Genomic DNA, 23,630 nt, shown 5'->3' on the forward strand with positions numbered 1-23,630 from the left:
GCGTGAAGCGCCACCTCGTCTCCGCCGCCGACCTCACCCACGACGACGCGCTGCTGATCCTCGACACCGCCGAGGAGATGGCCCAGGTCTCGGCCCGCGCCGTCAAGAAGCTGCCGACCCTGCGCGGCCGCACCGTCGTCAACCTCTTCTTCGAGGACTCCACCCGCACCCGCACCTCCTTCGAGGTCGCCGAGAAGCGGCTCTCCGCCGACGTCATCAACTTCTCCGCCAAGGGCTCCTCGGTCTCCAAGGGCGAGTCCCTCAAGGACACCGCCCTCACCCTCCAGGCCATGGGCGCCGACGCCGTCGTCATCCGGCACAGCGCCTCCGGCGCCCCGCTGCGGCTCGCCCGCTCCGACTGGCTGCACGGCAGCGTCATCAACGCCGGCGACGGCACCCATGAGCACCCCACCCAGGCCCTGCTCGACGCCTTCACCATGCGCCGCCACCTCGCGCCCGGCCTCGGCCACGACCTCGCCGGCCGCCGCATCACCATCGTCGGCGACATCCTGCACAGCCGGGTCGCCCGCTCCAATGTGCTGCTGCTCGCCACCCTCGGCGCCCAGGTCACCCTGGTCGCCCCGCCGACCCTGGTCCCCATCGGCATCGAGAGCTGGCCCTGCGAGGTCTCCTACGACCTCGACGCGGTGCTGGCCAAGACCGACGCCCTGATGATGCTCCGCGTCCAGCGCGAGCGGATGAACGCGGCCTTCTTCCCCACCGAGCGCGAGTACTCCCGCCGCTACGGCCTGGACGGGCTCCGGATGGCGGCGCTGCCCGAGCACGCCATCGTGATGCACCCCGGCCCGATGGTCCGCGGCATGGAGATCACCGCCGAGGTGGCGGACTCACCGCGCTGCACCGTGGTCGAGCAGGTCGCCAACGGCGTCTCCGTCCGGATGGCCGTCCTCTACCTGCTGCTCGGCGGCGCCACCCTCGCAGACACCCAGCCCCGCACCAACGACGCCGAGGAGAGCACCAAGTGACCAGCCACCTCATCAGGAACGCCTCCCTCCTCGGCGGCGCCCCGCAGGACGTCCTGATCGCCGACGGCGTCATCCAGGACGTCGGCACCGGCCTCACCGGCGCCGACACCGAGACCGACGCCACCGGGCTGGTCCTGCTGCCCGGCCTGGTCGACCTCCACACCCACCTGCGCGAGCCCGGCCGCGAGGACGCCGAGACCGTCTACACCGGCACCCGCGCCGCCGCCCGCGGCGGCTTCACCGCCGTCCACGCCATGGCCAACACCTTCCCCGTCGCGGACACCGCCGGCGTGGTGGAGCAGGTCTGGCGGCTCGGCCGCTCCTCCGGCTACTGCGATGTGCAGCCGGTCGGCGCCGTCACCATCGGCCTGGAGGGCAAGCAGCTCGCCGAACTCGGCGCCATGCACGACTCCGCCGCCGGTGTCCGGGTCTTCTCCGACGACGGCAAGTGCGTGGACGACGCCGTGATCATGCGCCGCGCCCTGGAGTATGTGAAGGCGTTCGACGGCGTCATCGCCCAGCACGCCCAGGAGCCCCGCCTCACCCAGGGCGCCCAGATGAACGAGGGCGCCGTCTCCGGCGAACTCGGCCTGGCCGGCTGGCCCGCCGTCGCCGAGGAGGCGATCATCGCCCGCGATGTGCTGCTCGCCGCACACGTCGGCTCCCGGCTGCACATCTGCCATGTCTCCACCGCAGGCTCGGTCGAGATCATCCGCTGGGCCAAGGCCAAGGGCTGGAACGTCACCGCCGAGGTCACCCCGCACCACCTGCTGCTCACCGACGAGCTGGTCCGCTCCTACGACCCGGTCTACAAGGTCAACCCGCCGCTGCGCACCGAGACCGATGTGCTGGCGCTGCGCGAGGCCCTGGCGGACGGCACCATCGACGCCGTCGCCACCGACCACGCCCCGCACCCGGCCGAGGACAAGGACTGCGAGTGGGCGGTCGCGGCGATGGGCATGGTCGGCCTGGAGACCGCGCTCTCCGTCGTCCAGCACACCATGGTCGACACCGGCCTGATGGACTGGGCCGGGGTCGCCGACCGGATGTCCTTCCGCCCGGCCCGGATCGGCCGCCTGACCGGCCACGGCCGCCCCGTCTCGCCCGGTGAGCCGGGCAACCTGGTGCTGGTCGATCCCGCGTACCGTGGAACCGTGATCCCCGAGAGCTTCGCCACCCGCAGCCGCAACACCCCCTACCGGGGCCTGGACCTGCCCGGACGCGTCCGCGCCACCTATCTGCGCGGCGTACCGACCGTCGTCGACGGCGAGCCGGCCGCCCCCGAGACGGTCGCTCCCCGGACGGCCGACGGGGCCATCGCGTGACCGGCGCCCTCCGGCTGCTCGCCGAGCAGCCGCACTCCGCACCGGTCCAGCACTGGGGCGACTACCTCGGCTGGAGCGCCGGGCTGGTCCTCCTCGTCATCCTGGTCTACTGGCTGATGCGCCAGGGCTGGAAGTGGCGCTCCACCCTCCAGTCCGACCTCCCGCCGCTGCCCGAGGCGCCCGAGGACCCCGGCCCGGTACTGCTCACCGCCACCGGCCGGTACCACGGCACCACCACCGCCGGGAACTGGCTCGACCGGGTCGTCGCCCATGGCCTGGGCGCCCGCAGCCTGGCCGACCTCACCCTCACCGAGCGGGGCCTGCTGGTCCGCCGCACCGGCGAGGGCGACCTCTGGATCCCGGCCGGTGCCCTGGCCGGCGCCCGTACCGACTCCGGCATCGCCGGCAAGGTCATCCCCTCCGGGCTGCTGGTGGTCACCTGGCACCACGGCGACGGACAGCTGGACTCCGGCTTCCGCGCCGACCACCCCGACCAGCACCCCGCGTGGGTCGCCGCGATCGAGAAGATCGCCGCCACCCCCGCCGCAGCACGCACCAACCCGACGGAAGGCACGTCATGACCGCACCCGCCCCCACCACGACCACACGGGCCCGGACCCAGCGCCGGGAACGCGTACCCGCGGTCCTGGTCCTTGAGGACGGGCGCACCTTCCGAGGCCAGGCGTACGGCGCGGTCGGCGAGACCTTCGGCGAGGCGGTCTTCAACACCGGCATGACCGGCTACCAGGAGACGCTGACCGACCCCTCGTACCACCGCCAGGTGGTGGTGATGACCGCTCCGCAGATCGGCAACACCGGCGTCAACGACGAGGACCCGGAGTCGGCCCGGATCTGGGTCGCCGGCTATGTGGTGCGCGACCCCGCCCGGGTCCCGTCCAACTGGCGCTCGGTGCGGTCGCTGGACCAGGAGCTGGTCGACCAGGGTGTCGTCGGCATCAGCGGCATCGACACCCGGGCGCTCACCCGCCATCTGCGGGAGCGCGGCGCCATGCGGGTCGGCATCTTCTCCGGCGCCGCGCTGGCCGACGAGGCCGTGCTGCTGGAGCGGGTCCGGCAGGCCCCCGAGATGACCGGCGCCGACCTCTCCGCCGAGGTCGCCACCACCGAGCCCTATGTCGTCCCCGCCGTGGGGGAGAAGCGGTTCACCGTGGCCGCGATCGACCTCGGGATCAAGGCGATGACCCCGCAGCGGATGGCCGAGCGCGGCATCGAGGTGCATGTGCTGCCCGCCACCGCCACCCTGGACGACGTCTACGCCGTACGGCCCGACGGGGTCTTCCTGTCCAACGGCCCCGGCGACCCGGCCACCGCCGACCTCACCGTGATCCAGGGCGTACTGGAGCGCAGGACCCCGCTCTTCGGCATCTGCTTCGGCAACCAGCTGCTGGGCCGCGCCGTCGGCTTCGGCACCTACAAGCTCAAGTACGGCCACCGGGGCATCAACCAGCCGGTGCAGGACCGCGCCACCGGCAAGGTCGAGGTCACCGCGCACAACCACGGCTTCGCCGTGGACGCGCCCCTGGAAGGGACCACCGACACCCCGTACGGCCGGGTCGAGGTCTCCCATGTCTGCCTGAACGACGACGTGGTGGAGGGGCTGCGGCTGCTCGACACGCCCGCCTTCAGCGTCCAGTACCACCCCGAAGCGGCAGCCGGCCCGCACGACGCCGCCTACCTGTTCGACCGCTTCGTTGAGCTCATGGAGGGCCAGCGTGCCTAAGCGCACCGACATCCAGTCCGTCCTGGTGATCGGCTCCGGCCCGATCGTCATCGGCCAGGCGGCCGAGTTCGACTACTCCGGTACGCAGGCCTGCCGCGTGCTCAAGGCCGAGGGCCTGCGGGTCGTCCTGGTGAACTCCAACCCGGCGACCATCATGACCGACCCGGAGATCGCCGACGCCACCTATGTGGAGCCGATCACCCCCGAGTTCGTCGAGAAGATCATCGCCAAGGAGCGCCCCGACGCGCTGCTGCCCACCCTGGGCGGCCAGACCGCGCTCAACGCCGCCGTCTCCCTCGCCAAGAACGGCGTGCTGGAGAAGTACGGCGTGGAGCTGATCGGCGCCAATATCGAGGCCATCGAGAAGGGCGAGGACCGCGACCGCTTCAAGGGCGTCGTGGAGGCCGTCAAGGCCAAGATCGGCCACGGCGAGTCCGCCCGCTCGGTGATCTGCCACACCATGGACGAGGTGCTGGCCGGGGTGGACACCCTCGGCGGCTACCCGGTCGTGGTCCGCCCCTCCTTCACCATGGGCGGCGCCGGCTCCGGCTTCGCCCACGACGAGCAGGACCTGCGCCGCATCGCCGGCCAGGGCCTGGCCCTCTCGCCGACCACCGAGGTGCTCCTGGAGGAGTCCATCCTCGGCTGGAAGGAGTACGAGCTGGAGCTGATGCGCGACCGGCACGACAATGTCGTGGTCGTCTGCTCCATCGAGAACTTCGACCCGATGGGCGTCCACACCGGCGACTCCATCACGGTCGCCCCCGCCATGACCCTGACCGACCGCGAGTACCAGGTGCTCCGCGACATCGGCATCGCGGTCATCCGCGAGGTCGGTGTGGACACCGGCGGCTGCAACATCCAGTTCGCGGTCAACCCCGAGGACGGCCGGGTCATCGTCATCGAGATGAACCCCCGGGTCTCCCGCTCCTCCGCGCTGGCCTCCAAGGCCACCGGCTTCCCGATCGCCAAGATCGCCGCCAAGCTCGCCGTGGGCTACACCCTGGACGAGATCCCCAACGACATCACCGAGCAGACCCCGGCCTCCTTCGAGCCCACGCTCGACTATGTCGTGGTCAAGGTGCCCCGCTTCGCCTTCGAGAAGTTCCCCTCCGCCGACGCCACCCTCACCACCACCATGAAGTCGGTGGGCGAGGCCATGGCCCTGGGCCGCAACTTCCCCGAGGCGCTCAACAAGGCCCTGCGCTCCCTGGAGAAGAAGGGCTCCCAGTTCACCTGGAAGGGTGAACCCGGCTCCAAGGAGCAGCTGCTCCGCAAGGCGCGCATCCCCACCGACGGCCGGATCAACACCGTGATGGAGGCCATCCGGGCGGGCGCCACCCCCGAGGAGGTCTTCGAGGCCACCAAGATCGACCCGTGGTTCGTGGACCAGCTCTTCCTGCTGGACGAGACCGCCGCCGAGCTGGCCGAGGCCGACGAGCTCACCCCCGAACTGCTGCGCCACGCCAAGCGGTACGGCTTCTCCGACCTCCAGATCGGCGAGATCCGGGGCCTGACCGCCGACGTGGTCCGGCAGATCCGGCACGCGCTGGGCATCCGCCCGGTCTACAAGACCGTGGACACCTGCGCCGCCGAGTTCGCCGCCCGCACGCCGTACTTCTACTCCTCCTACGACGAGGAGAGCGAGGTCGCGCCGCGCACCAAGCCCGCCGTGATCATCCTCGGGTCGGGCCCCAACCGGATCGGCCAGGGCATCGAGTTCGACTACTCCTGCGTGCACGCCTCCTTCGCGCTGGCGGACGCCGGGTACGAGACCGTGATGGTCAACTGCAACCCGGAGACCGTCTCCACCGACTACGACACCTCCGACCGGCTCTACTTCGAGCCGCTCACCCTGGAGGACGTCCTGGAGATCGTCCACGCCGAGCAGCTGGCCGGGCCGCTCGCGGGCGTCATCGTCCAGCTCGGCGGCCAGACCCCGCTGGGCCTGGCGCAGGCGCTCAAGGACAACGGTGTGCCGATCGTCGGCACCCCGCCGGAGGCCATCCACCTCGCCGAGGAGCGCGGCGCCTTCGGCCGCGTCCTGATCGAGGCCGGACTGCCCGCCCCCAAGCACGGCACCGCCTTCTCCTTCGAGGAGGCCAAGGCCATCGCCGACGAGATCGGCTACCCGGTGCTGGTCCGCCCCTCCTATGTGCTGGGCGGCCGCGGCATGGAGATCGTCTACGACGAGCCCTCCCTCGCCGCCTACCTGGAGCGCCACGCCGGTCTGATCTCCGAGCACCCGGTGCTGGTCGACCGGTTCCTCGACGACGCCGTGGAGATCGACGTCGACGCCCTCTACGACGGCGCCGAGCTCTACCTCGGCGGCGTCATGGAGCACATCGAGGAGGCCGGGATCCACTCCGGCGACTCCGCCTGCGCCCTGCCCCCGATCACCCTCGGCGGCCACGACATCAAGCGGCTGCGGGCCTCCACCGAGGCCATCGCCCGGGGCGTCGGCGTGCGCGGACTGATCAACATCCAGTTCGCCCTCTCCGGCGACATCCTCTATGTGCTGGAGGCCAACCCCCGCGCCTCCCGCACCGTGCCCTTCACCTCCAAGGCCACCGCCGTGCCGCTGGCCAAGGCCGCCGCCCGGATCTCGCTCGGCGCCACCGTCGCCGAGCTGCGCGCCGAGGGCCTGCTGCCCGCCGAGGGCGACGGCGGCACCCTGCCGCTGGAGTGCCCGGTCTCCGTCAAGGAGGCCGTGATGCCCTGGAGCCGCTTCCGGGACGCCTCCGGACGCGGCGTGGACACCGTGCTCGGCCCCGAGATGCGCTCCACCGGCGAGGTCATGGGCATCGACTCGGTCTTCGGCACCGCGTACGCCAAGTCCCAGGCCGGGGCCTATGGCGCACTGCCGACCAAGGGCCGGGTCTTCGTCTCGGTCGCCAACCGCGACAAGCGCAGCCTGGTCTTCCCCGCCCGGGCGCTGGCCGAGCTGGGCTTCGAGCTGATCGCCACCTCCGGTACCGCCGAGGTGCTGCGCCGCAACGGCATCCCCTCCACCGTGGTGCGCAAGCACAGCGAGGGCGAGGGGTCGAACGGTGAGCGGACCATCGTCCAGCTGATCCACGACGGGGAGGTCGATCTGATCATCAACACCCCGTTCGGCACCGGCGGCCGACTGGACGGCTATGAGATCCGTACGGCGGCCATCGCGCGCGGCCTGCCCTGCCTGACCACCGTCCAGGCCATGGGCGCCGCCGTGCAGGGCATCGACGCCCTGATCCGGGGCGAGGTGGGCGTGATGTCGCTCCAGGAGCACGCGGCGCTGCTGACCGCCGCCCGGCACCACCAGTAGCCGCACCTGTGGGGGCACCGTAGGCAACGGGTGCCCCCACAGCCATGCCCGGCCCCGCTGCGTACCGCCCCTCCCGCCCAGCCCCGCCCCCACGCAGCCCGCCCGCCGCCCGCCCTCGCCGCCCCGGAAGGCCCCGCCACGTGTACCGCCTGCTCTTCGACCTGCTCTTCCGCCGCCTGGACCCCGAGAAGGCCCACCACCTGGCCTTCGGCTGGATCCGAGGCGTCTCCGCCGTCCCCGGCCTGCGCGCCCTGGTCCGCCGGGTCCTGGCCCCGCAGGACCCCGCGCTGCGGATCAGAGCCCTCGGCCTGGACCTGCCCGGCCCCTTCGGCCTGGCCGCCGGGTTCGACAAGAACGCCGTGGGCATCGACGGCCTCACCATGGTCGGGTTCGACCATGTCGAGATCGGGACCGTCACCGGCCAGGCCCAGCCGGGCAACCCGACCCCCCGCCTCTTCCGCCTGGTCGAGGACCGCGCCCTGATCAACCGGATGGGGTTCAACAACGACGGCTCCGCCGCCGTCGCCGCCCGCCTCGCCGCCCGCCCCCGCAGCTCCACCGCCGTCGTCGGGGTCAACATCGGCAAGACCAAGGCCGTCCCCGAGCAGGAGGCCGTGACGGACTACGTCACCAGCGCCGAGCGGCTCGCCCGGCATGCCGACTACCTGGTCGTCAACGTCAGCTCGCCCAACACCCCCGGGCTGCGCAACCTCCAGGCCGTCGACCAGCTCCGCCCGCTGCTCACCGCCGTCCGGGAGGCCGCCGACCGCTCCACGGGCCGCTCCACCGGCTCCACCGCCGGGCGCCGGGTCCCGCTGCTGGTGAAGATCGCCCCCGACCTCGCCGACGAGGATGTGGACGCCGTCGCCGACCTGGCCCTGGAACTGGGCCTGGACGGCATCATCGCCACCAACACCACCATCGGCCGCGAGGGCCTGCGCACCGACCCCGCCACCGTGGCGGCGGCCGGCGCCGGCGGGCTCTCCGGAGCGCCGCTGAAGCAGCGCTCGCTGGAGGTGCTGCGCCGGCTGTACGCACGCACCGGAGGGCGGCTCACCCTGGTGGCCGTCGGCGGGGTGGAGACCGCCGACGACGCCTGGGAGCGCATCCTGGCCGGGGCGACCCTGGTCCAGGGCTACAGCGCCTTCATCTACCAGGGGCCCTTCTGGGCCCGGCGGATCCACCGGGGCCTGGCGGCCCGGCTGCGGGCGAGCGGCCACGCCGCCCTGGCCGACGCCGTCGGCTCCGGGGCCGCCGCCACCCGTACCCGCGACGACCACTGAGGAGCCCCTGTGACCGCCACCCCCGCCCCCATCGCCGTCGCCCTCGACGCCCCCGACCTGGCCACCGCCGTGGGCTGGGCCGAGGCCGTCGGCCCGTATGTCTCGACCGTCAAGGTCGGCCTGGAGCTCTACCTCGCGCACGGCCATGACGCGGTCCGCCGGGTGCGCGGCGCCAGCGGCGGCCGGGACCTCTTCCTCGACCTCAAGCTGCACGACATCCCCAACACCGTCGCCGGGGCCGCCCGCTCGGTGGCCGACCTGGCCCCCGCCTATCTGACCGTGCACGCCTCCGGCGGCACCGCGATGATCCGCGCCGCCGCCGAGGCGCTGCCGCAGACCAGGATCACCGCCGTCACCGTGCTCACCTCGCTCTCCGAGGCGGACCTGGACGCCGTGGGGCTGGCCGGTCCGGCGCTGGACGCGGTGCGCCGCCTCGCGGTGCTCTCGGTGGAGGCCGGTGCCCGGGCGCTGGTCTGCTCGCCGCGCGAGGTCGCCGCCGTACGGGCCGCCGTGGGCCCCGACATCCACCTGGTCACCCCGGGTGTGCGCCCGGCGGGCGCCGCGCTGGGCGACCAGACCCGGGTGGCCACCCCCGAGCAGGCCCTGGCGGACGGCGCCGACCTTCTGGTCATCGGCCGCCCGGTGACCGCCGCCGCGGACCCGGGTGCGGCGGCGGCTGCCATCGCCGCAGCGCTGGCCGGTTGAGGGGTACGGAGAGTGAGGGCCGTCACACTCGGGGTCCCCGGAGGGTGGATATGCCCGGAAATATGCCGGTCAGCATTCTCTGACCAGGACTTTTCGTACTCTTCTCCTGACGTGGGCCCCCGGGACGGGTAGTCTCCGGCGGTAGGTCGTAAGAGGAGCGCGTTTCTCGTTGCTCCCGCAGGTCAGAGCAGCTAGGTTCCTCTGCGGTCGGTATCACAACATCCCATTCGTTCGAACCCTGAGGTGAACGGCGTGGCACTTCCGCCCCTTACCCCTGAACAGCGCGCTGCTGCGCTCGCCAAGGCCGCTGAGGCTCGCCGGGAGCGCGCCGAGGTGAAGAACCGGCTGAAGCACAGTGGTGCTTCGCTGAGCGAGGTCATCAAGCAGGGCCAGGAGAACGACGTCATCGGCAAGATGAAGGTCTCCGCCCTCCTTGAGTCCCTCCCGGGCGTCGGCAAGGTCCGCGCCAAGCAGATCATGGAGCGCCTCGGTATCTCCGAGTCGCGCCGTGTCCGCGGCCTCGGCTCCAACCAGATCGCCTCCCTGGAGCGCGAGTTCGGTGGTGCGGCCGCCTCCTGAGGCACCGCAGCCGTACCGGTGTCCGGCAGTGGCCGGCGTCCGGGATAATCGGTGCATGAGTGAACGTCCGCGGCTGACCGTGCTCTCCGGCCCCTCCGGGGTCGGCAAGAGCACGGTCGTCGCTCATATGCGCAAGGCACACCCCGAGGTCTGGCTCTCCGTCTCGGCGACGACCCGCAAGCCTCGGCCGGGGGAGCGGCACGGCGTCCAGTACTGGTTCACCGGGGACGACGAGTTCGACAAGCTGGTCGCCAACGGCGAACTGCTGGAGTGGGCCGTCTTCGCGGGCAACCGCTACGGCACCCCGCGCGGACCGGTCCTGGAACGGCTGGAGCGCGGCGAACCGGTGCTGCTGGAGATCGACCTCCAGGGCGCCCGGCAGGTCCGCCAGTCCATGCCCGAAGCCCAGCTGGTCTTCCTGGCCCCGCCCTCCTGGGAGGAGCTGGTGCGGCGGCTGACCGGTCGCGGCACCGAGCCGCAGGAGGTCATCGAGCAGCGGCTCGCCGCAGCCAGGGTGGAGCTGGCGGCGGAGTCGGAGTTCGACGTCACGCTGGTCAACACCTCTGTCGAGCAGGTCGCAGCCGAACTGCTAGCCTTGATGAACGTAGTCTGATCTTTTCCACCCTTTCGGAAGGTTTTCGCGTGTCCTCTTCCATGACCGCGCCCGAGGGCATCATCAACCCGCCGATCGACGAGCTGCTTGAGGCCACCGACTCCAAGTACAGCCTGGTGATCTACGCGGCCAAGCGTGCGCGGCAGATCAACGCCTACTACTCCCAGCTGGGCGAGGGCCTGCTGGAGTACGTGGGACCGCTGGTCGACACCCATGTGCACGAGAAGCCGCTGTCGATCGCGCTGCGCGAGATCAACGCCGGCATGCTGACCGCCGAGGCGATCGAGACCGCCCCGTAAGCAGCGCCTTTCGCGGACATTCGCCGCAGGCCGCCGGAGAATCGGCGGCCTGCGGCGTTTCGCTGTGCGGCGACCGGTGTAGCCCCGGTCCACTGCGGGCCCGTACAGTGTGGGCGATCCATCAGGAGCCCCTAGCAGAGCCGGAGCTGAGCAGTATGGACGGCCGCCCCGAGCCGGAGCAGCGCGAAGCCGCACACCCGTCGTCGCCCCCGCGTGTCGTCCTCGGGGTGAGCGGTGGCATCGCCGCCTACAAGGCGTGCGAGCTGCTGCGCCGCCTCACCGAGTCCGGCCACCGAGTGACCGTGGTCCCCACCGCCGCCGCGCTGCACTTCGTGGGCGAGGCCACCTGGGCCGCGCTCTCCGGGAACCGGGTGGCCACCGAGACCTGGGAGAGCGTCCACGAGGTCCCGCATGTGCGGATCGGCCAGCAGGCCGACCTGGTGGTCGTCGCCCCCGCCACCGCCGACCTGCTCGCCAAGGCCGCCCACGGCCTGGCCGACGACCTGCTGACCAACACCCTGCTCACGGCCCGCTGCCCGGTGGTCTTCGCCCCCGCGATGCACACCGAGATGTGGGAGCACCCGGCCACCCAGGAGAATGTCGCCACCCTGCGCCGCCGGGGCGCGCTGGTGATCGAGCCAGCCGTGGGCCGGCTGACCGGGGTGGACACCGGCAAGGGCCGGCTGCCGGACCCGGCCGCGATCTTCGACAGCTGCCGCCGGATCCTGGCCCGGGGCGACCGCGCCACCGTCACCGACCTGGCCGACCGCCATGTGGTGGTCTCCGCAGGCGGCACCCGGGAACCGCTGGACCCGGTCCGCTTCCTCGGCAACCGCTCCTCCGGCAAGCAGGGCTACGCGCTGGCCGCCACCGCCGCCGCCCGGGGAGCCCGGGTCACCCTGCTGGCCGCCAACACCGAGCTGCCCGACCCCGCCGGGGTGGACGTCGTCCGGGTGGCCACCGCCGTGCAGCTGCGGGAGGCGGCCCTGAAGGCCGCGGCCGACGCCGACGCGGTGGTGATGGCGGCGGCGGTGGCCGACTTCCGCCCGGCGGAGTACGCCACCGGCAAGATCAAGAAGGTGGAGGGCCAGGAGCCCGCCCCGGTCGCCCTGGTGCGCAACCCGGACATCCTCGCCGAGCTGGCCGCCCACCGGGGCCACCCCGGCCAGATCGTGGTCGGCTTCGCCGCCGAGACGGACCAGGTGCTGGCCAACGGCCGCGCCAAGCTGGCCCGCAAGGGGTGCGACCTGCTGGTGGTCAATGAGGTGGGGGAGCGCAAGGTCTTCGGCGGCGACACCAACGAGGCGGTGATCCTGGGCGCCGACGGAACCGACACTCCTGTCCCATACGGCCCAAAGGACGCCCTGGCGGACGCGGTCTGGGATCTGGTCGCCGCACGGCTGCCCTGACCTGCGCGGGGGGGCTTGGCCAGGGCGCTCGGAACGAGCACTTCCGGTAACCGATGCGTCCGATTGTGCCATCCACCACCCGAGACTCCATGACATTCCCCAGTTCACGACCGTTAGACTCGCTCCCAGAAGTCTTTCCGGACGCCCCCGCCCGCCGGGGGCGTTCAGTCAGCAGCCGCTGCAACCCCAGGGAGCGCTGTGTCTCGCCGCCTGTTCACCTCGGAGTCCGTGACCGAGGGACACCCCGACAAGATCGCTGACCAGATCAGCGACACCATCCTCGACGCACTCCTCAAGGACGACCCCACCTCGCGGGTCGCCGTGGAGACGCTGATCACCACCGGCCAGGTGCATGTCGCCGGCGAGGTGACCACCAAGGCGTACGCGCCGATCGCGACGCTGGTCCGGGACAAGATCCTGGAGATCGGGTACGACTCGTCCAAGAAGGGGTTCGACGGCGCCTCCTGCGGCGTGTCGGTCTCCATCGGCGCCCAGTCGCCGGACATCGCCCAGGGCGTGGACGCGGCCTATGAGAACCGGGTCGAGGGCGACGACGACGAGCTGGACCGGCAGGGCGCGGGCGACCAGGGCCTGATGTTCGGCTACGCCTGCGACGACACGCCCGAGCTGATGCCGCTGCCGATCACCCTGGCGCACCGGCTGGCCCGCCGGCTCTCCGAGGTGCGCAAGAACGGCACCATCCCCTACCTGCGCCCGGACGGCAAGACCCAGGTCACCATCGAGTACGACGGCGACCGGCCGGTCCGCCTGGACACCGTCGTGGTCTCCTCGCAGCACGCCTCCGACATCGACCTGGACTCGCTGCTCGCCCCCGACATCCGCGAGTTCGTGGTGGAGCCGGAGCTGGCGAGGCTGGCCGAGGACGGCATCACCCTCTCCTTCGAGGGCTACCGGCTGCTGGTCAACCCCACCGGACGGTTCGAGATCGGCGGCCCGATGGGCGACGCCGGACTGACCGGCCGCAAGATCATCATCGACACCTACGGCGGCATGGCCCGCCACGGCGGCGGCGCCTTCTCCGGCAAGGACCCGTCCAAGGTCGACCGCTCCGCCGCCTACGCCATGCGCTGGGTCGCCAAGAACATCGTCGCCGCCGGGCTGGCCCGCCGCGCCGAGGTCCAGGTCGCCTACGCCATCGGCAAGGCCGAGCCGGTCGGCCTCTTCGTGGAGACCTTCGGCACCGAGACCGCCCCGGTCGCCAGGATCCAGGCCGCCGTCACCCAGGTCTTCGACCTCCGCCCGGCCGCCATCATCCGCGACCTGGACCTGCTGCGCCCGATCTACTCCCAGACCGCCGCGTACGGCCACTTCGGCCGCGACCTGCCGGACTTCACCTGGGAGCGCACCGACCGCGCCGAGGAGCTGAAGAAGGCCGTCGAAGCCTGACCCACGCACCCCGAACGCCCCGGCGGGCCCCGCTCTCAGGAGCGGGGCCCGCCGAAGTGTTCTCTTGACCTACTGAAGGTGTTCTGTGTCCATCATCCGCCCGGCAGCATTCCCCGGACGGTGAGTCGAACGCTATCGGGTCGCCCCCAGACGGCGGAGGGCTGCCACGACGATCAGTCCGACGGCGGCCCCGGCGCAGGATTCCAACGCCGTCATCATTGCCGAGTCGCCTTGGCTGACTGCGAACGCCGCGTACAGGACGACGCCGAAAAGAGCGGCTGAAATGTACTGCCACCTGGGAGGGAGCAGAGAATCGGTCCTCTGTCGCAGCGTTATGAAGAAATTCATTCGCACCTTAGAACCATGTATTCGATCCTCGGAATACTCCGTAGAATCCGCCGCCGACAGCGGCGCCGGGTGCGCAACCGATACCGCCGCTCATGGTACCAGCGATCACGTATCCGCCGATAACCCCGATTCCTCCGCCGATGGTACCGCCCCGACCGCCATAGAAAAAGACGCCCTTCGCCCGGCGGGCACCCCAGTGCCAGAATGAGCGCTTGCCTCGGCAGCGCTTCTGCTATGCCTGCCAGCACTTTCCATCGATATCGGTGTCGTAGTGGTTGAGCTTGGCGGTGGTCTGGGTCCAGGTGGTGCCGGTGTTGGTCTCGGTGGTGAAGCCGCGGAAGCGCAGGTTGGAGTCGAGGGTCCAGGTCTGGCGCTGGGTGCGGGTTGGCTCTGCCTGGACTTCATCCGCACCCTGCGCCACCGGGGCACCGACGCCGTCTCGGAGGAGTTGGCCGACCCGGCCGACCTCGCCGCCTGGGTGCGCCAGTGCGTACCCTCCGCCGTCGGCAGCGCGGTGCCGTCGGCGGACGCCGCCCGGGTCGGCGAGGCGCGGCGGCTCCGGGAGGCGGTCCACCAGCTGGTCCAGGCAGCTCGGGGGCCCGGTGGCGCCGGAGCCTGCGGACGAGAGGCCCTGGAGTGCGTCAACCGCGCGGCGGCGCGGCCGGTGCCCACGCCGAGCCTCGATCCGTCGGGGGGCATCCGCTGGCGCGCGGACGATCCGGTGGACGCGGCCCTCTCGCTGGTCGCCCGCGACGCCCTGGACCTCGCCACCTCGGCGTCCGCGACCCGCGTCCGGCAGTGCGCCGGGCCGCTCTGCGGCGCGCTCTTCCTGGACGGCTCGCGCCCGGGGACCCGCCGCTGGTGCGCGATGGGCGTCTGCGGCAACGCCGCCAAGAAGCAGGCCCTCCGCACCCGATCCGCCCGCTGACCGGGGCCGCAGGCCGGACCGGTCGGAGCAGCTTGGAGCAGCTTGGAGCAGCCTGGTCGGCTCGGATCAGACCCGGTCGAGCGGCCGATGCGGCTCGTCCGGGAGCTCGACCCTGATCGCGTCGCCGGGCCGGACCGTGCCGCCGCTCACCACGACGCTCATGATCCCGGCCTTGCGTACGACATTGCCGGCCTCGTCGCGGCCGACCACCCGCTTCAGCAGCCCGCTCTGGAAGTGGTCGATCTGGAGGCAGGGGTTGCGCAGCCCGGTGACCTCCACGACCGCCTCGTCGCCGAGGTGCAGCAGCGTGCCGACGGGCAGGTCGAGCAGCCGGATGCCGCTGGTGGTGATGTTCTCGCCGAGGTCACCGGGCAGGACCCTGAACCCCTCCCGGCCGAGCTCGGCGAAGAGCTCCTCATGGATGAGGTGGACCTGGCGCAGGTTCGGCTGCGTGGGGTCCTGCGCGACCCGCGAGCGGTGCCTGACCGTCACCCCGGCGTGGACATCCCCCTCCACGCCGAGCCCGGCGATCAGGGTGATGCTGCTCCGGTTCGGCTTGGTGAACGTGTACTCGCCATTGCTGCTGACCGCCGTCACCGTCCCGGTCATCCCGGAGCCCCCTTCTCGGTAGCGATGTCCACCCCCGAGCCTACGCGGCTACCGCCCCGCCTCGGGCCAGCCGTGCAGCCGTACCGCCCGGCGGATCAGCGTCAGCATGACCACCGCCCCGGCGAAGACCACCGCGCACACCAGCCCGGCGAACGCCGCCGCCGGGGCGGTGGCCGGCAGCAGATTGGCCCCGGCGACCAGCAGCACCACCGTGGTGAGACCCCCGGCCACGGCCGCCCACGCCCGTCCGCGCGGAGCCTGGGCGTGGATGCGGAGCGGACGGGCCGCCCCGGCGGCCAGCAGCACGCCCCCGACCGGCACCGCCACCGCTCCCCACACCCCGCCGAAGTGCTCCGCCAGCGCCGCCAGCGCGACCACCGCCGCCGAGCAGGGAGCCATCGCCAGCGCCAGCAACCCGGCCTCCGCACCGACCGCAGGCCCCGGGCTGCCCTTGACCCGGACCAGGGGCAGCCGTATCCGCGAGGCGGCGGTGAAGACCGGTACCGCGCACAGCAGCGCGCCCGCCGCCGCCACCAGTTCGGCCGTCGACCGGTCGGCCATCCGGTCCCGCAACACGTCCACGGTGAGGAAGAAGACCGCCGAGCCGAGGAACCCCGCCAGGAGCGCAGGCCACACCCGGCTGCGGTGCTGGGCGAAGACCCACCAGACCAGACACCCGCCGGCCGGCCCCAAGGCCGGAGTCCCCCCGCCGCCGATCAGCCGGTGCACCCCCCACGCCAGCGCGCACAACAGCCACGCGAGGAGCAGCATCCCGGCGGCCTCGCCCCACTCCACGGGCCGCACCTCCACGGGCCGCGTCCGCACCGGCGGAGCAGGGGCGTTCGGCTGGGTCGGCTCAGGATCAGGCGCAGGCACGGGAGGATCCTAGGGGCACGCGCAGCGAGGCCGCGAAGCGCCCATCCGGCCAGGTCGGCCGTGTCGGTCCCGTCTGGTACGACTAAGGGTGATGAGCAGCACCGATCCGCAGCGGCCCGCCGACGCCGCCGCACCCGAGACCCCGGGAGCCGCCCGCGACGAGAGCGCGCCCCCCGAGCAGCTCGCGCTGCTCCGGGAGACCGTGCGCAAGGCCCGGCCCCGGGCGCGCGGGCCGCAGCCGCTGGCCGACGACCTGCCGGTGGCCCGGGTGCTGGTCGACAAGGGCCTCGCCCACCTTGACCAGTACTACGACTACGCGGTGCCCGCCAAGATGGCCGAGACCGCCCGGCCCGGGGTGCGGGTGCGGGTGCGGTTCGGCGCCCGGGTGGTGGAGGGGAAGCGGTCCGGCGGCGGTCTGCTCGACGGGTATGTGGTGGAGCGCCGCGCCGCCTCCGACTACCCCGGCCCGCTGGCCCCGCTCTCCCTGGTGCTCTCCCCGGAGCCCGTCCTCACCCCGCCGCTGCTGCGGCTCTGCCGGGCGGTCGCCGACCGCTACGCCGGGACCCTCGCCGATGTGCTCAGCCTCGCCGTGCCGCCCCGCCATGCCCGCGCCGAGGCCGACCCCTCCCCGGAGCCGCTGCCCGCCCCGCCCGCCCCCGATCCCGGCCCCTGGGCCCGCTACCCCACGGGCGCGGGCTTCCTGGCGGCCCTGGCGTCCGGGCAGTCCCCGCGCGCGGTGTGGACCGCCCTGCCCGGCCCGCACTGGCCCGAGGAGGTCGCCCGCGCCGTCGCCGCCACCCTCGCCTCCGGCCGGGGCGCCCTGGTGGTGGTGCCCGACGGCCGCGCCACCGCCCGGGTCGACGCGGCGCTCACCGCGGTCCTCGGCCCCGGCCGCCACACCGCGCTCACCGCCGAACTGGGCCAGGAGGAGCGCTACCGCCGCTGGCTCGCCGTCAGCCGAGGCTCCGTACAGGCCGTCGCGGGCACCCGGGCCGCCATGTTCGCCCCCGTGCGCGACCTCGGCCTGCTGGTCGTCTGGGACGACGGCGACGGCAGCCACAGCGACCTGCACGCCCCCCACCCGCACGCCCGCGACGTCGCCCTGCTGCGCGCCACCGAGGAGGGCGCCGGCGTACTGATCGGCGGTTTCGCCATGACCGTCGAGGCCGCCCAACTGGTCGCCACCGGCTGGGCCCGGCCGCTCGCCCCCGACCGCGAGGGCCTACGCCGCACCGCCCCCCTGGTACGGACCGTCGGCGACCGGGACCTCGCCCGCGACGAGGCCGCCCGCGCCGCCCGGCTGCCGACGCTCGCCTGGCAGACCGTGCGCGACGCGCTCACCCGTGGCCCGGTCCTGGTCCAGGTGCCGCGCCGGGGCTATGTGCCGCGCCTGGCCTGCGCCCGCTGCCGGGAGCAGGCCCGCTGCGCGCACTGCGCCGGACCGCTGGAGGCCCGGGGCGGCGACGGGCTGCTGCACTGCGTCTGGTGCGGCCGTCCGGAGGGCGACTGGCACTGCCCGGAGTGCGGCTCCTTCCGGCTGCGCGCCCAGGTGGTGGGCGCCCGGCGGACCGCCGACGAACTGGGCCGGGCCTTCCCCAAGGTGCCGGTGCGCACCTCCGGGCGGGACGCGGTGCTGCCCACCGTCCCCGCCGCTCCGGCGCTGGTGGTGGCCACGCCCGGCGCCGAACCGGTCGCCGAGGGCGGCTATGCCGCCGCGCTGCTGCTGGACGGCTGGGCGCTGCTGAACCGGCCCGACCTGCGGGCGGCGGAGGAGGCGCTGCGCCGCTGGCTGGGCGCCGCGGCCCTGGTACGGCCGCAGAGCGAGGGCGGCACGGTGGTGGTGGTCGCCGAGCCGACCCTGCGGCCGGTCCAGGCGCTGGTGCGATGGGACCCGGCCGGGCATGCCGCCACCGAACTGCGGGAGCGGGCGGAGCTGGGCTTCCCGCCGATCTCCCGGATGGCCGCGGTCACCGGCTCGGCGGCGGCCGTCGCCGACCTGCTGGCCCTCACCCGGCTCCCCGAAGGCGCCGACGTACTCGGCCCGGTGCCCGTACCGGGCCCGCCGGGCCCGGGGCCGGGCGCCGAGCCGCAGCAACGGGCCCTGGTCCGCGTTCCGTCCGGGCAGGGCGCATCCCTCGCCGCCGCCCTCAAGGCCGCCCAGGCCGTCCGCCTCGCCCGCAAGCAGGCCGACCCGGTCCGCGTCCGCATTGACCCCCCGACATCGGCTGACCGGCCCCCGGCCGCCCAGGCCGCCTCGCCCGCAAGCGGGTTGGCCCAGCCCGCGTCCGCATCGACCCCCGCATCGACCCCCCGACATCGGCTGAGCGGCCCCCGGCCCCCGGCCCCCGTCCGCCTCGCCCGCAAGTGGGCCGACCCGATCCGCATCCGCGTCGACTTCTGCCTCCCCGCCTGGTGCCGGGGCAACGGCCCAGCCCCGGCTGGCCGCCTCGCCCGTAAGCGGCCCAGCCCCGCGTCCGCGTCGACTTCTGCCCCCGCCCGGTGCCGGGCCAACTGCCCAGCCCAGGCCGTCCGTCTCGCCCGCAAGCAGGCCGACCCGGTCCGCATCCGCATCGCCCCCCGGCATCGGCTGACCGCCCCGCGCCCCCGCCCGCTGCCGGGGCGACGCTCAGAGCGTCGGCCGCTGCAATGGCCGGGCTGTGCCGCCCTGCCGGGCCACCGGGATCGCGCCGGGCCGGGCGGGCGCGGCTGCCGTGGGCGGCGGAGGCGGCGGTGCGGCGGCGGGTGCGGCTGCGGGCTGCTGGTCGTCGGCGGGCTGCGTCGGGGCGGGGACCGGCCCCGGAGCCGCGCCCGCCGCCGGTCGCCGCATCCCGTAACGGCGGTGCACCGCCTGCTTGGTGACGCCCAGCGCCGAACCCACCGAGTCCCAGGAGAACCCCAGCGAGCGGTCGAACTCCACCGCCGCCGCCACCAGGGACTCCACGCTGTCCCGCAGCTCCTGCGCCAGCCGCACCGTCGGCGCCGGAGCCCTGCCGTACACGACGAACCCCGCCGAGGTACTGGGCCGGCGCGGCCGGTAGACATTCCCCAACTGGGCGGTGAGCGTGCGCAGTGCGTCCACCTGCCGGCGCACTTTCTCGATGTCGCGGACGAGCAGGTGCAGGCTGGCCCGAGCCCGGGCGTCGTGCGTCGTATGGTCGGCCATAGAACCGGAGCCTCTCCAGGACGGGCAGGGGTGGGCGGGGCGCTGCTGCCCCGGTCGATCTCCATGCACGGTCAATCTCGCCTTGACCAACGCCCGAGCGGCACCCCGGGTCACGCTTCCGGACGAACCGGCCAGGCGCCGGCCTGCGCGGGAGCCCCGCCGGGGCCCCGTAGACTGGGAGGCCGTCCCAGCCTCGACCCGACGGGAGCCCGTTCCGGTGGCGATACAGCCGATCCGCATCTTCGGCGACCCGGTGCTGCGCACCCCGGCCCAGCCGGTGACCACCTTCGACAAGGAGCTCCGCACCCTGGTCAAGGACCTCACCGACACCATGCTGCACGCCCCCGGCGCCGGGCTCGCCGCCCCTCAGCTCGGTGTCTCGCTGCGGGTCTTCACCTACTGCGTCGACGGCGAGGTCGGCCACCTGGTCAACCCCGACCTGTCGCTCACCGAGGAGGAGCAGGAGGGCCCCGAGGGCTGCCTCTCGCTGCCCGGCCTCTCCTTCGACACCCGCCGTGCGTACGGCGTGGTCGCGCGGGGCTTCACCATGCACGGCGACCCGGTGACCATCGAGGGGACGCAGCTGCTGGCCCGCTGCATCCAGCATGAGACCGACCACCTGGACGGCATCATCTTCATCGACCGCCTGGACCGCGAGCAGCGCAAGGCCGCCCTGCGGGCCATCCGCGAGGCCGAGTGGGCCGGCGCCCCCGCGCCCCAGGTGAAGGTCTCCCCGCACAGCACCTTCGGCAGCGCCCGCTAGCCACCCCCAGCCACCCCTCAGGAAGGCCCCAACCCCGCATGAGGCTCGTCTTCGCAGGCACCCCCGAGGTCGCCGTCCCCGCGCTGGAGGCGCTGCTCGCCTCCGACCGGCACCAGGTGGCCGCAGTCGTCACCCGGCCCGACGCGCCCGCCGGGCGCGGCCGCCACCTGGTGGCGTCCCCGGTGGCGCAGCGCGCGGAGGAGGCGGGCATCGAGGTGCTGAAGCCGGCCCGGCCGCGCGACCCGGACTTCCTGGAGCGGCTGGCGGCCATCGCCCCGGACTGCTGCCCGGTGGTCGCGTACGGGGCACTGCTCCCCAAGGCCGCCCTGGACATCCCCCGGCTCGGCTGGGTCAATCTGCACTTCTCGCTGCTGCCCGCCTGGCGCGGCGCCGCCCCCGTGCAGCACGCCGTACTGGCGGGCGACCAGGTCACCGGAGCCTCCACCTTCCGGATCGAGGAGGGCCTGGACTCCGGCCCGGTCTTCGGCGTGGTCACCGAGGAGATCCGTCCCACCGACACCAGCGGCGCACTGCTGGAGCGGCTCTCCCATTCCGGCGCCCGGCTGCTCGCCGCCACCATGGACGGCATCGAGGACGGCGCCCTCCAAGCCGTGCCGCAGCCCGCCGAGGGCATCACCCTCGCCCCGAAGATCACCGTGGAGGACGCCCGGATCGACTGGACGGCGCCCGCCCTGCGCGTCGACCGCGTGGTCCGTGGCTGCGCCCCCGCCCCGGGCGCCTGGACCACCTTCCGGGACGAGCGCCTCAAGCTGGCCGGTCCGGTCCGGCTGCTCACCGACCGCTCCGACCTCGCCCCCGGCGAACTGGCCGTCGCCAAGAACAGCGTCCGGGTCGGCACCGGCAGCCATGAGGTCGAGCTGGGCGACGTCCAGCCGCAGGGCAAGAAGCGGATGGCCGCAGGAGACTGGGCCCGGGGCGTCCGTATCGAGTCCGGCGAGACCCTCGGCCGCTGACCCGCCCCCACCTACGACCGCTCCACTCCGTGATCCGACGCACCTTCCGGCGAGGCCCCGCATGACCACCCCTCCCCCCGCGCGCAACCGCCGCGCCCCGCGCCCCTACCGCCGCCCCAAGAAGGACGCGGCGCGCATGGTCGCCTTCGAGGCCCTGCGGGCCGTCGACGAGCGCGACGCCTACGCCAACCTGGTGCTGCCCGCACTGCTCCGCGAGGCCGAGCGCAAGAGCGGCCTCGACCGCCGCGACGCCGCCCTCGCCACCGAGCTGGTGTACGGCGCGCTGCGCCTCCAGGGCACCTATGACGCGGTCATCGCGGCCTGCGTCGACCGGCCGCTGCGCGAGGTCGACCCGCCGGTGCTGGATGTGCTGGTGCTCGGCGCCCACCAGTTGCTCGGCACCCGCATCCCCTCGCACGCCGCCGTCTCCGCCACCGTGGAGCTGGCCCGCGTGGTGCTGGGCGACGGCCGCGCCAAGTTCGTCAACGCCGTACTGCGCCGGATCGCCGCCCGCGACCTGGACGCCTGGCTGGACGAGGTCGCCCCGCCGTACGACCAGGACCCCGAGGACCACCTCGCCATCGTCCACTCCCACCCCCGCTGGGTGGTCTCCGCCCTCTGGGACTCCCTCGGCCGCTGGCAGCCCGACGCCTCCGGCCGCTCCGGCGTCGAGGAACTGCTCGCCGCCGACAACGCCCGCCCCGAGGTCACCCTGGTCGCCCGCCCCGGCCGCTCCACCGCCGCCGAACTGCGCGACGCGCTGCCCGAGGAGGCGACCGAGCCCGGTCTCTGGTCGCCCTACGCGGTACGCCTCGCCGAGGGCGGCGACCCCGGCGAGCTGGACGCCGTCCGGGAGAACCGGGCCGGTGTCCAGGACGAGGGCAGCCAGCTGGTCGCCACCGCCCTGGCCGCCGCACCCCTGGACGGCCCGGACCGGCTCTGGCTGGACGGCTGCGCGGGCCCCGGCGGCAAGGCCGCCCTGCTGGCCGCGCTCGCCGCGCAGCGCGGCGCCGCCCTGGTCGCCTCCGAGAAGCAGCCGCACCGGGCCCGGTTGGTCGCCCGCGCCCTGGACGGCAACCCCGGCCCGTACACGGTCATCGCCGCCGACGGCACCCGCCCGGCGTGGCGGCCCGGCTCCTTCGACCGGGTCCTGGTCGATGTGCCCTGCTCCGGCCTCGGCGCCCTGCGCCGCCGCCCGGAGGCCCGCTGGCGCCGCCGCCCCGACGACCTGGCCGCCTTCGGCCCGCTCCAGCGCGGCCTGCTCCGCACCGCCCTGGACGCCGCCCGCCCCGGCGGTGTCGTCGGCTACGCCACCTGCTCCCCGCACCTGGCGGAGACCCGCGCCGTGGTGGACGACGTGCTGCGCGGCCGGACCGACGCCGAGTGGATCGACGCCCGCCCCCTGCTCCCCGACCTCCCCGGCCTGGGCGAGGGCCCCGACGTCCAGCTCTGGCCGCACCTCCACGGCACCGACGCCATGTACCTGGCCCTCCTCCGCCGCACGGCCTGACCGCCCCGCTACGGCTTCGCCGTCCTGCGGGCCAGCAGGTGGCCCTGCTGGAACCGCTCGTTCTCGTCGGGTTGGCGCACCAGCCGGGCCTTCTCGGCAAACCCGGCCCGGCCCAGCACCTCGGCGAGGCCGTCGGGCGACCAGCGGTAGGCGAGCGTCACCTTGTGGTCGAACGCCTGCGCAGGGATCAGCGGTTCGTCGCCGGCCTGGAAGGCGAGCAGCAGATGGCCGCCCGGGGCCAGCACCCGGTGGAACTCGGCGAGCGTCTCCGGAAGCCGCTCCGGCGGGGTGTGGATGACGGAGTACCAGGCGACGATAGCGCCGAGGGAACCGTCCGGCAGGTCCAGGTCGGTCATCGAACCCTGGTCGAACCGCAGGTCCGGGTGTGCCTGCCGGGCCAGCGCGATCATCGCCGGCGACAGGTCGATGCCGAAGGCGGACAGCCCCAGCCCATGCAGATGCGCCGTCACATGGCCGGGCCCGCAGCCGAGATCGGCGACCGGCCCGGCATCGGCGGCCCGCACGAGTTCGGCGAACGCGGCCAGCAGCGCGCGGCTCAGCGGCTGGGTCTCCAGCGAGGTGCTGAAGAGCCGTGCGTACTCGACGGCGACGGCGTCATAGGCGGTCCGGGTGGTGCGCAGATAGGAGGCTTCGGTCATAGCCGAGGAGGCTAGCGGCATCCTGCTTCCGCAGCCTGCCCGGCCCTTTGTCCGCCCGCGCGCCTCGGCGAGGCTACCGGTGCTGCCGTGCAGGGCCGTTTAGACTCGACGGCTCCGACGGTCCGCTCACGGTTCCGGAGGACGAG

Annotated in this window: 21 protein-coding genes and 1 pseudogene; 17 read left to right on the forward strand and 5 right to left on the reverse strand. The window is 73.6% G+C overall.

Annotated features, from left to right (window positions below):
- Positions 1 to 2: 2 nt before the first annotated feature.
- From C7M71_RS28460 to metK, 12 genes are all read left to right on the forward strand, one after another.
- On the forward strand, positions 3 to 986 hold the full coding sequence (locus tag C7M71_RS28460; RefSeq protein ID WP_111490721.1) for an aspartate carbamoyltransferase catalytic subunit: 984 nt from the start codon (positions 3 to 5) through the stop codon (positions 984 to 986).
- On the forward strand, positions 983 to 2,311 hold the full coding sequence (locus C7M71_RS28465) for a dihydroorotase (protein WP_111490722.1): 1,329 nt from the start codon (positions 983 to 985) through the stop codon (positions 2,309 to 2,311). The genes C7M71_RS28460 and C7M71_RS28465 overlap by 4 nt, the downstream gene beginning before the upstream one ends.
- On the forward strand, positions 2,308 to 2,892 hold the full coding sequence (locus tag C7M71_RS28470; RefSeq protein WP_175607757.1) for a PH-like domain-containing protein: 585 nt from the start codon (positions 2,308 to 2,310) through the stop codon (positions 2,890 to 2,892). The genes C7M71_RS28465 and C7M71_RS28470 overlap by 4 nt, the downstream gene beginning before the upstream one ends.
- Positions 2,889 to 4,052 (forward strand): glutamine-hydrolyzing carbamoyl-phosphate synthase small subunit, encoded by a 1,164-nt coding sequence (gene carA, locus C7M71_RS28475; protein ID WP_111490723.1) that lies wholly within the window; start codon positions 2,889 to 2,891, stop codon positions 4,050 to 4,052. Before C7M71_RS28470 ends, carA begins: the two co-directional genes overlap by 4 nt.
- Positions 4,045 to 7,359 carry a carbamoyl-phosphate synthase large subunit gene (carB, locus tag C7M71_RS28480; RefSeq protein ID WP_111490724.1) on the forward strand — a complete coding sequence of 1,105 codons (3,315 nt, stop codon included), beginning with the start codon at positions 4,045 to 4,047 and terminating at the stop codon, positions 7,357 to 7,359. The genes carA and carB overlap by 8 nt, the downstream gene beginning before the upstream one ends.
- A gap of 140 nt (positions 7,360 to 7,499) precedes the next feature.
- Positions 7,500 to 8,642: a quinone-dependent dihydroorotate dehydrogenase gene (locus tag C7M71_RS28485; RefSeq protein ID WP_111492957.1), complete on the forward strand. Its 1,143-nt coding sequence runs from the start codon at positions 7,500 to 7,502 to the stop codon at positions 8,640 to 8,642.
- Between the two features lie 9 nt (positions 8,643 to 8,651).
- The gene (gene pyrF / locus C7M71_RS28490) at positions 8,652 to 9,347 is read left to right on the forward strand and encodes an orotidine-5'-phosphate decarboxylase (RefSeq protein WP_111492958.1); all 696 of its coding nucleotides are present in this window, start codon (positions 8,652 to 8,654) and stop codon (positions 9,345 to 9,347) included.
- Between the two features lie 252 nt (positions 9,348 to 9,599).
- On the forward strand, positions 9,600 to 9,926 hold the full coding sequence (gene mihF, locus C7M71_RS28495; protein WP_055588796.1) for an integration host factor, actinobacterial type: 327 nt from the start codon (positions 9,600 to 9,602) through the stop codon (positions 9,924 to 9,926).
- A 55-nt stretch (positions 9,927 to 9,981) separates the two neighbouring features.
- A complete protein-coding gene (gene gmk, locus C7M71_RS28500; protein WP_111492959.1) occupies positions 9,982 to 10,539 on the forward strand; it encodes a guanylate kinase in 558 nt (185 codons plus the stop codon).
- A gap of 29 nt (positions 10,540 to 10,568) precedes the next feature.
- The gene (gene rpoZ, locus C7M71_RS28505; protein WP_111492960.1) at positions 10,569 to 10,838 is read left to right on the forward strand and encodes a DNA-directed RNA polymerase subunit omega; all 270 of its coding nucleotides are present in this window, start codon (positions 10,569 to 10,571) and stop codon (positions 10,836 to 10,838) included.
- A 155-nt stretch (positions 10,839 to 10,993) separates the two neighbouring features.
- Entirely contained in the window at positions 10,994 to 12,247 is a 1,254-nt protein-coding gene (gene coaBC / locus C7M71_RS28510; RefSeq protein ID WP_111492961.1) for a bifunctional phosphopantothenoylcysteine decarboxylase/phosphopantothenate--cysteine ligase CoaBC, read from the forward strand.
- 198 nt (positions 12,248 to 12,445) lie between these two features.
- Positions 12,446 to 13,654 carry a methionine adenosyltransferase gene (gene metK, locus C7M71_RS28515; RefSeq protein WP_111492962.1) on the forward strand — a complete coding sequence of 403 codons (1,209 nt, stop codon included), beginning with the start codon at positions 12,446 to 12,448 and terminating at the stop codon, positions 13,652 to 13,654.
- 580 nt (positions 13,655 to 14,234) lie between these two features.
- Here metK and C7M71_RS30870 read toward each other — a convergent pair.
- Entirely contained in the window at positions 14,235 to 14,423 is a 189-nt protein-coding gene (locus C7M71_RS30870; protein WP_162824072.1) for a hypothetical protein, read from the reverse strand.
- 27 nt (positions 14,424 to 14,450) lie between these two features.
- Here C7M71_RS30870 and C7M71_RS28525 point away from each other — a divergent pair, with 27 nt between their 5' ends.
- Entirely contained in the window at positions 14,451 to 14,930 is a 480-nt protein-coding gene (locus C7M71_RS28525) for a CGNR zinc finger domain-containing protein (RefSeq protein WP_229758979.1), read from the forward strand.
- Between the two features lie 66 nt (positions 14,931 to 14,996).
- On the opposite strand, the gene C7M71_RS28530 is transcribed toward C7M71_RS28525, so the two are convergent.
- Both C7M71_RS28530 and C7M71_RS28535 read right to left on the reverse strand, forming a co-directional pair.
- Positions 14,997 to 15,539, reverse strand: coding sequence for an MOSC domain-containing protein (locus tag C7M71_RS28530; RefSeq protein ID WP_175607758.1), 543 nt, complete (start codon positions 15,537 to 15,539; stop codon positions 14,997 to 14,999).
- Positions 15,540 to 15,587: 48 nt separating this feature from the next.
- A complete protein-coding gene (locus C7M71_RS28535; protein WP_162824437.1) occupies positions 15,588 to 16,364 on the reverse strand; it encodes a hypothetical protein in 777 nt (258 codons plus the stop codon).
- Positions 16,365 to 16,506: 142 nt separating this feature from the next.
- Here C7M71_RS28535 and C7M71_RS28540 point away from each other — a divergent pair.
- Positions 16,507 to 18,633: pseudogene (locus C7M71_RS28540) on the forward strand (primosomal protein N'); the annotation flags it as partial.
- Between the two features lie 408 nt (positions 18,634 to 19,041).
- Here C7M71_RS28540 and C7M71_RS32335 read toward each other — a convergent pair.
- Complete coding sequence (locus C7M71_RS32335) at positions 19,042 to 19,578, reverse strand: hypothetical protein (RefSeq protein WP_114914625.1); 537 nt, start codon at positions 19,576 to 19,578, stop codon at positions 19,042 to 19,044.
- Between the two features lie 217 nt (positions 19,579 to 19,795).
- Between C7M71_RS32335 and def the strand changes: the two genes are divergently transcribed.
- From def to C7M71_RS28560, 3 genes are all read left to right on the forward strand, one after another.
- The gene (def, locus tag C7M71_RS28550) at positions 19,796 to 20,341 is read left to right on the forward strand and encodes a peptide deformylase (RefSeq protein WP_111493648.1); all 546 of its coding nucleotides are present in this window, start codon (positions 19,796 to 19,798) and stop codon (positions 20,339 to 20,341) included.
- A gap of 38 nt (positions 20,342 to 20,379) precedes the next feature.
- The gene (gene fmt / locus C7M71_RS28555; RefSeq protein WP_111493649.1) at positions 20,380 to 21,315 is read left to right on the forward strand and encodes a methionyl-tRNA formyltransferase; all 936 of its coding nucleotides are present in this window, start codon (positions 20,380 to 20,382) and stop codon (positions 21,313 to 21,315) included.
- 61 nt (positions 21,316 to 21,376) lie between these two features.
- A complete protein-coding gene (locus tag C7M71_RS28560; protein WP_111493651.1) occupies positions 21,377 to 22,825 on the forward strand; it encodes an RsmB/NOP family class I SAM-dependent RNA methyltransferase in 1,449 nt (482 codons plus the stop codon).
- 8 nt (positions 22,826 to 22,833) lie between these two features.
- Here the strand turns inward: C7M71_RS28560 and C7M71_RS28565 are convergent, their stop codons facing one another.
- The gene (locus C7M71_RS28565) at positions 22,834 to 23,484 is read right to left on the reverse strand and encodes a class I SAM-dependent methyltransferase (RefSeq protein WP_111493653.1); all 651 of its coding nucleotides are present in this window, start codon (positions 23,482 to 23,484) and stop codon (positions 22,834 to 22,836) included.
- Positions 23,485 to 23,630 lie beyond the last annotated feature (146 nt).

It is taken from the genome of Peterkaempfera bronchialis, from assembly GCF_003258605.2.
Lineage (GTDB): Bacteria > Actinomycetota > Actinomycetes > Streptomycetales > Streptomycetaceae > Peterkaempfera > Peterkaempfera bronchialis.

What these genes read in the sequence shown, in the direction of transcription:
- carA (WP_111490723.1), top strand. Translation starts at nt 2,889, where the DNA reads ATGACCGCACCCGCCCCCACCACGACCACACGGGCCCGGACCCAGCGC.
- gmk (WP_111492959.1), top strand. Translation starts at nt 9,982, where the DNA reads ATGAGTGAACGTCCGCGGCTGACCGTGCTCTCCGGCCCCTCCGGGGTC.
- coaBC (WP_111492961.1), top strand. Translation starts at nt 10,994, where the DNA reads ATGGACGGCCGCCCCGAGCCGGAGCAGCGCGAAGCCGCACACCCGTCG.
- C7M71_RS28530 (WP_175607758.1), bottom strand. Translation starts at nt 15,539, where the DNA reads ATGACCGGGACGGTGACGGCGGTCAGCAGCAATGGCGAGTACACGTTC.
- C7M71_RS32335 (WP_114914625.1), bottom strand. Translation starts at nt 19,578, where the DNA reads ATGGCCGACCATACGACGCACGACGCCCGGGCTCGGGCCAGCCTGCAC.
- fmt (WP_111493649.1), top strand. Translation starts at nt 20,380, where the DNA reads ATGAGGCTCGTCTTCGCAGGCACCCCCGAGGTCGCCGTCCCCGCGCTG.
- C7M71_RS28560 (WP_111493651.1), top strand. Translation starts at nt 21,377, where the DNA reads ATGACCACCCCTCCCCCCGCGCGCAACCGCCGCGCCCCGCGCCCCTAC.
- C7M71_RS28565 (WP_111493653.1), bottom strand. Translation starts at nt 23,484, where the DNA reads ATGACCGAAGCCTCCTATCTGCGCACCACCCGGACCGCCTATGACGCC.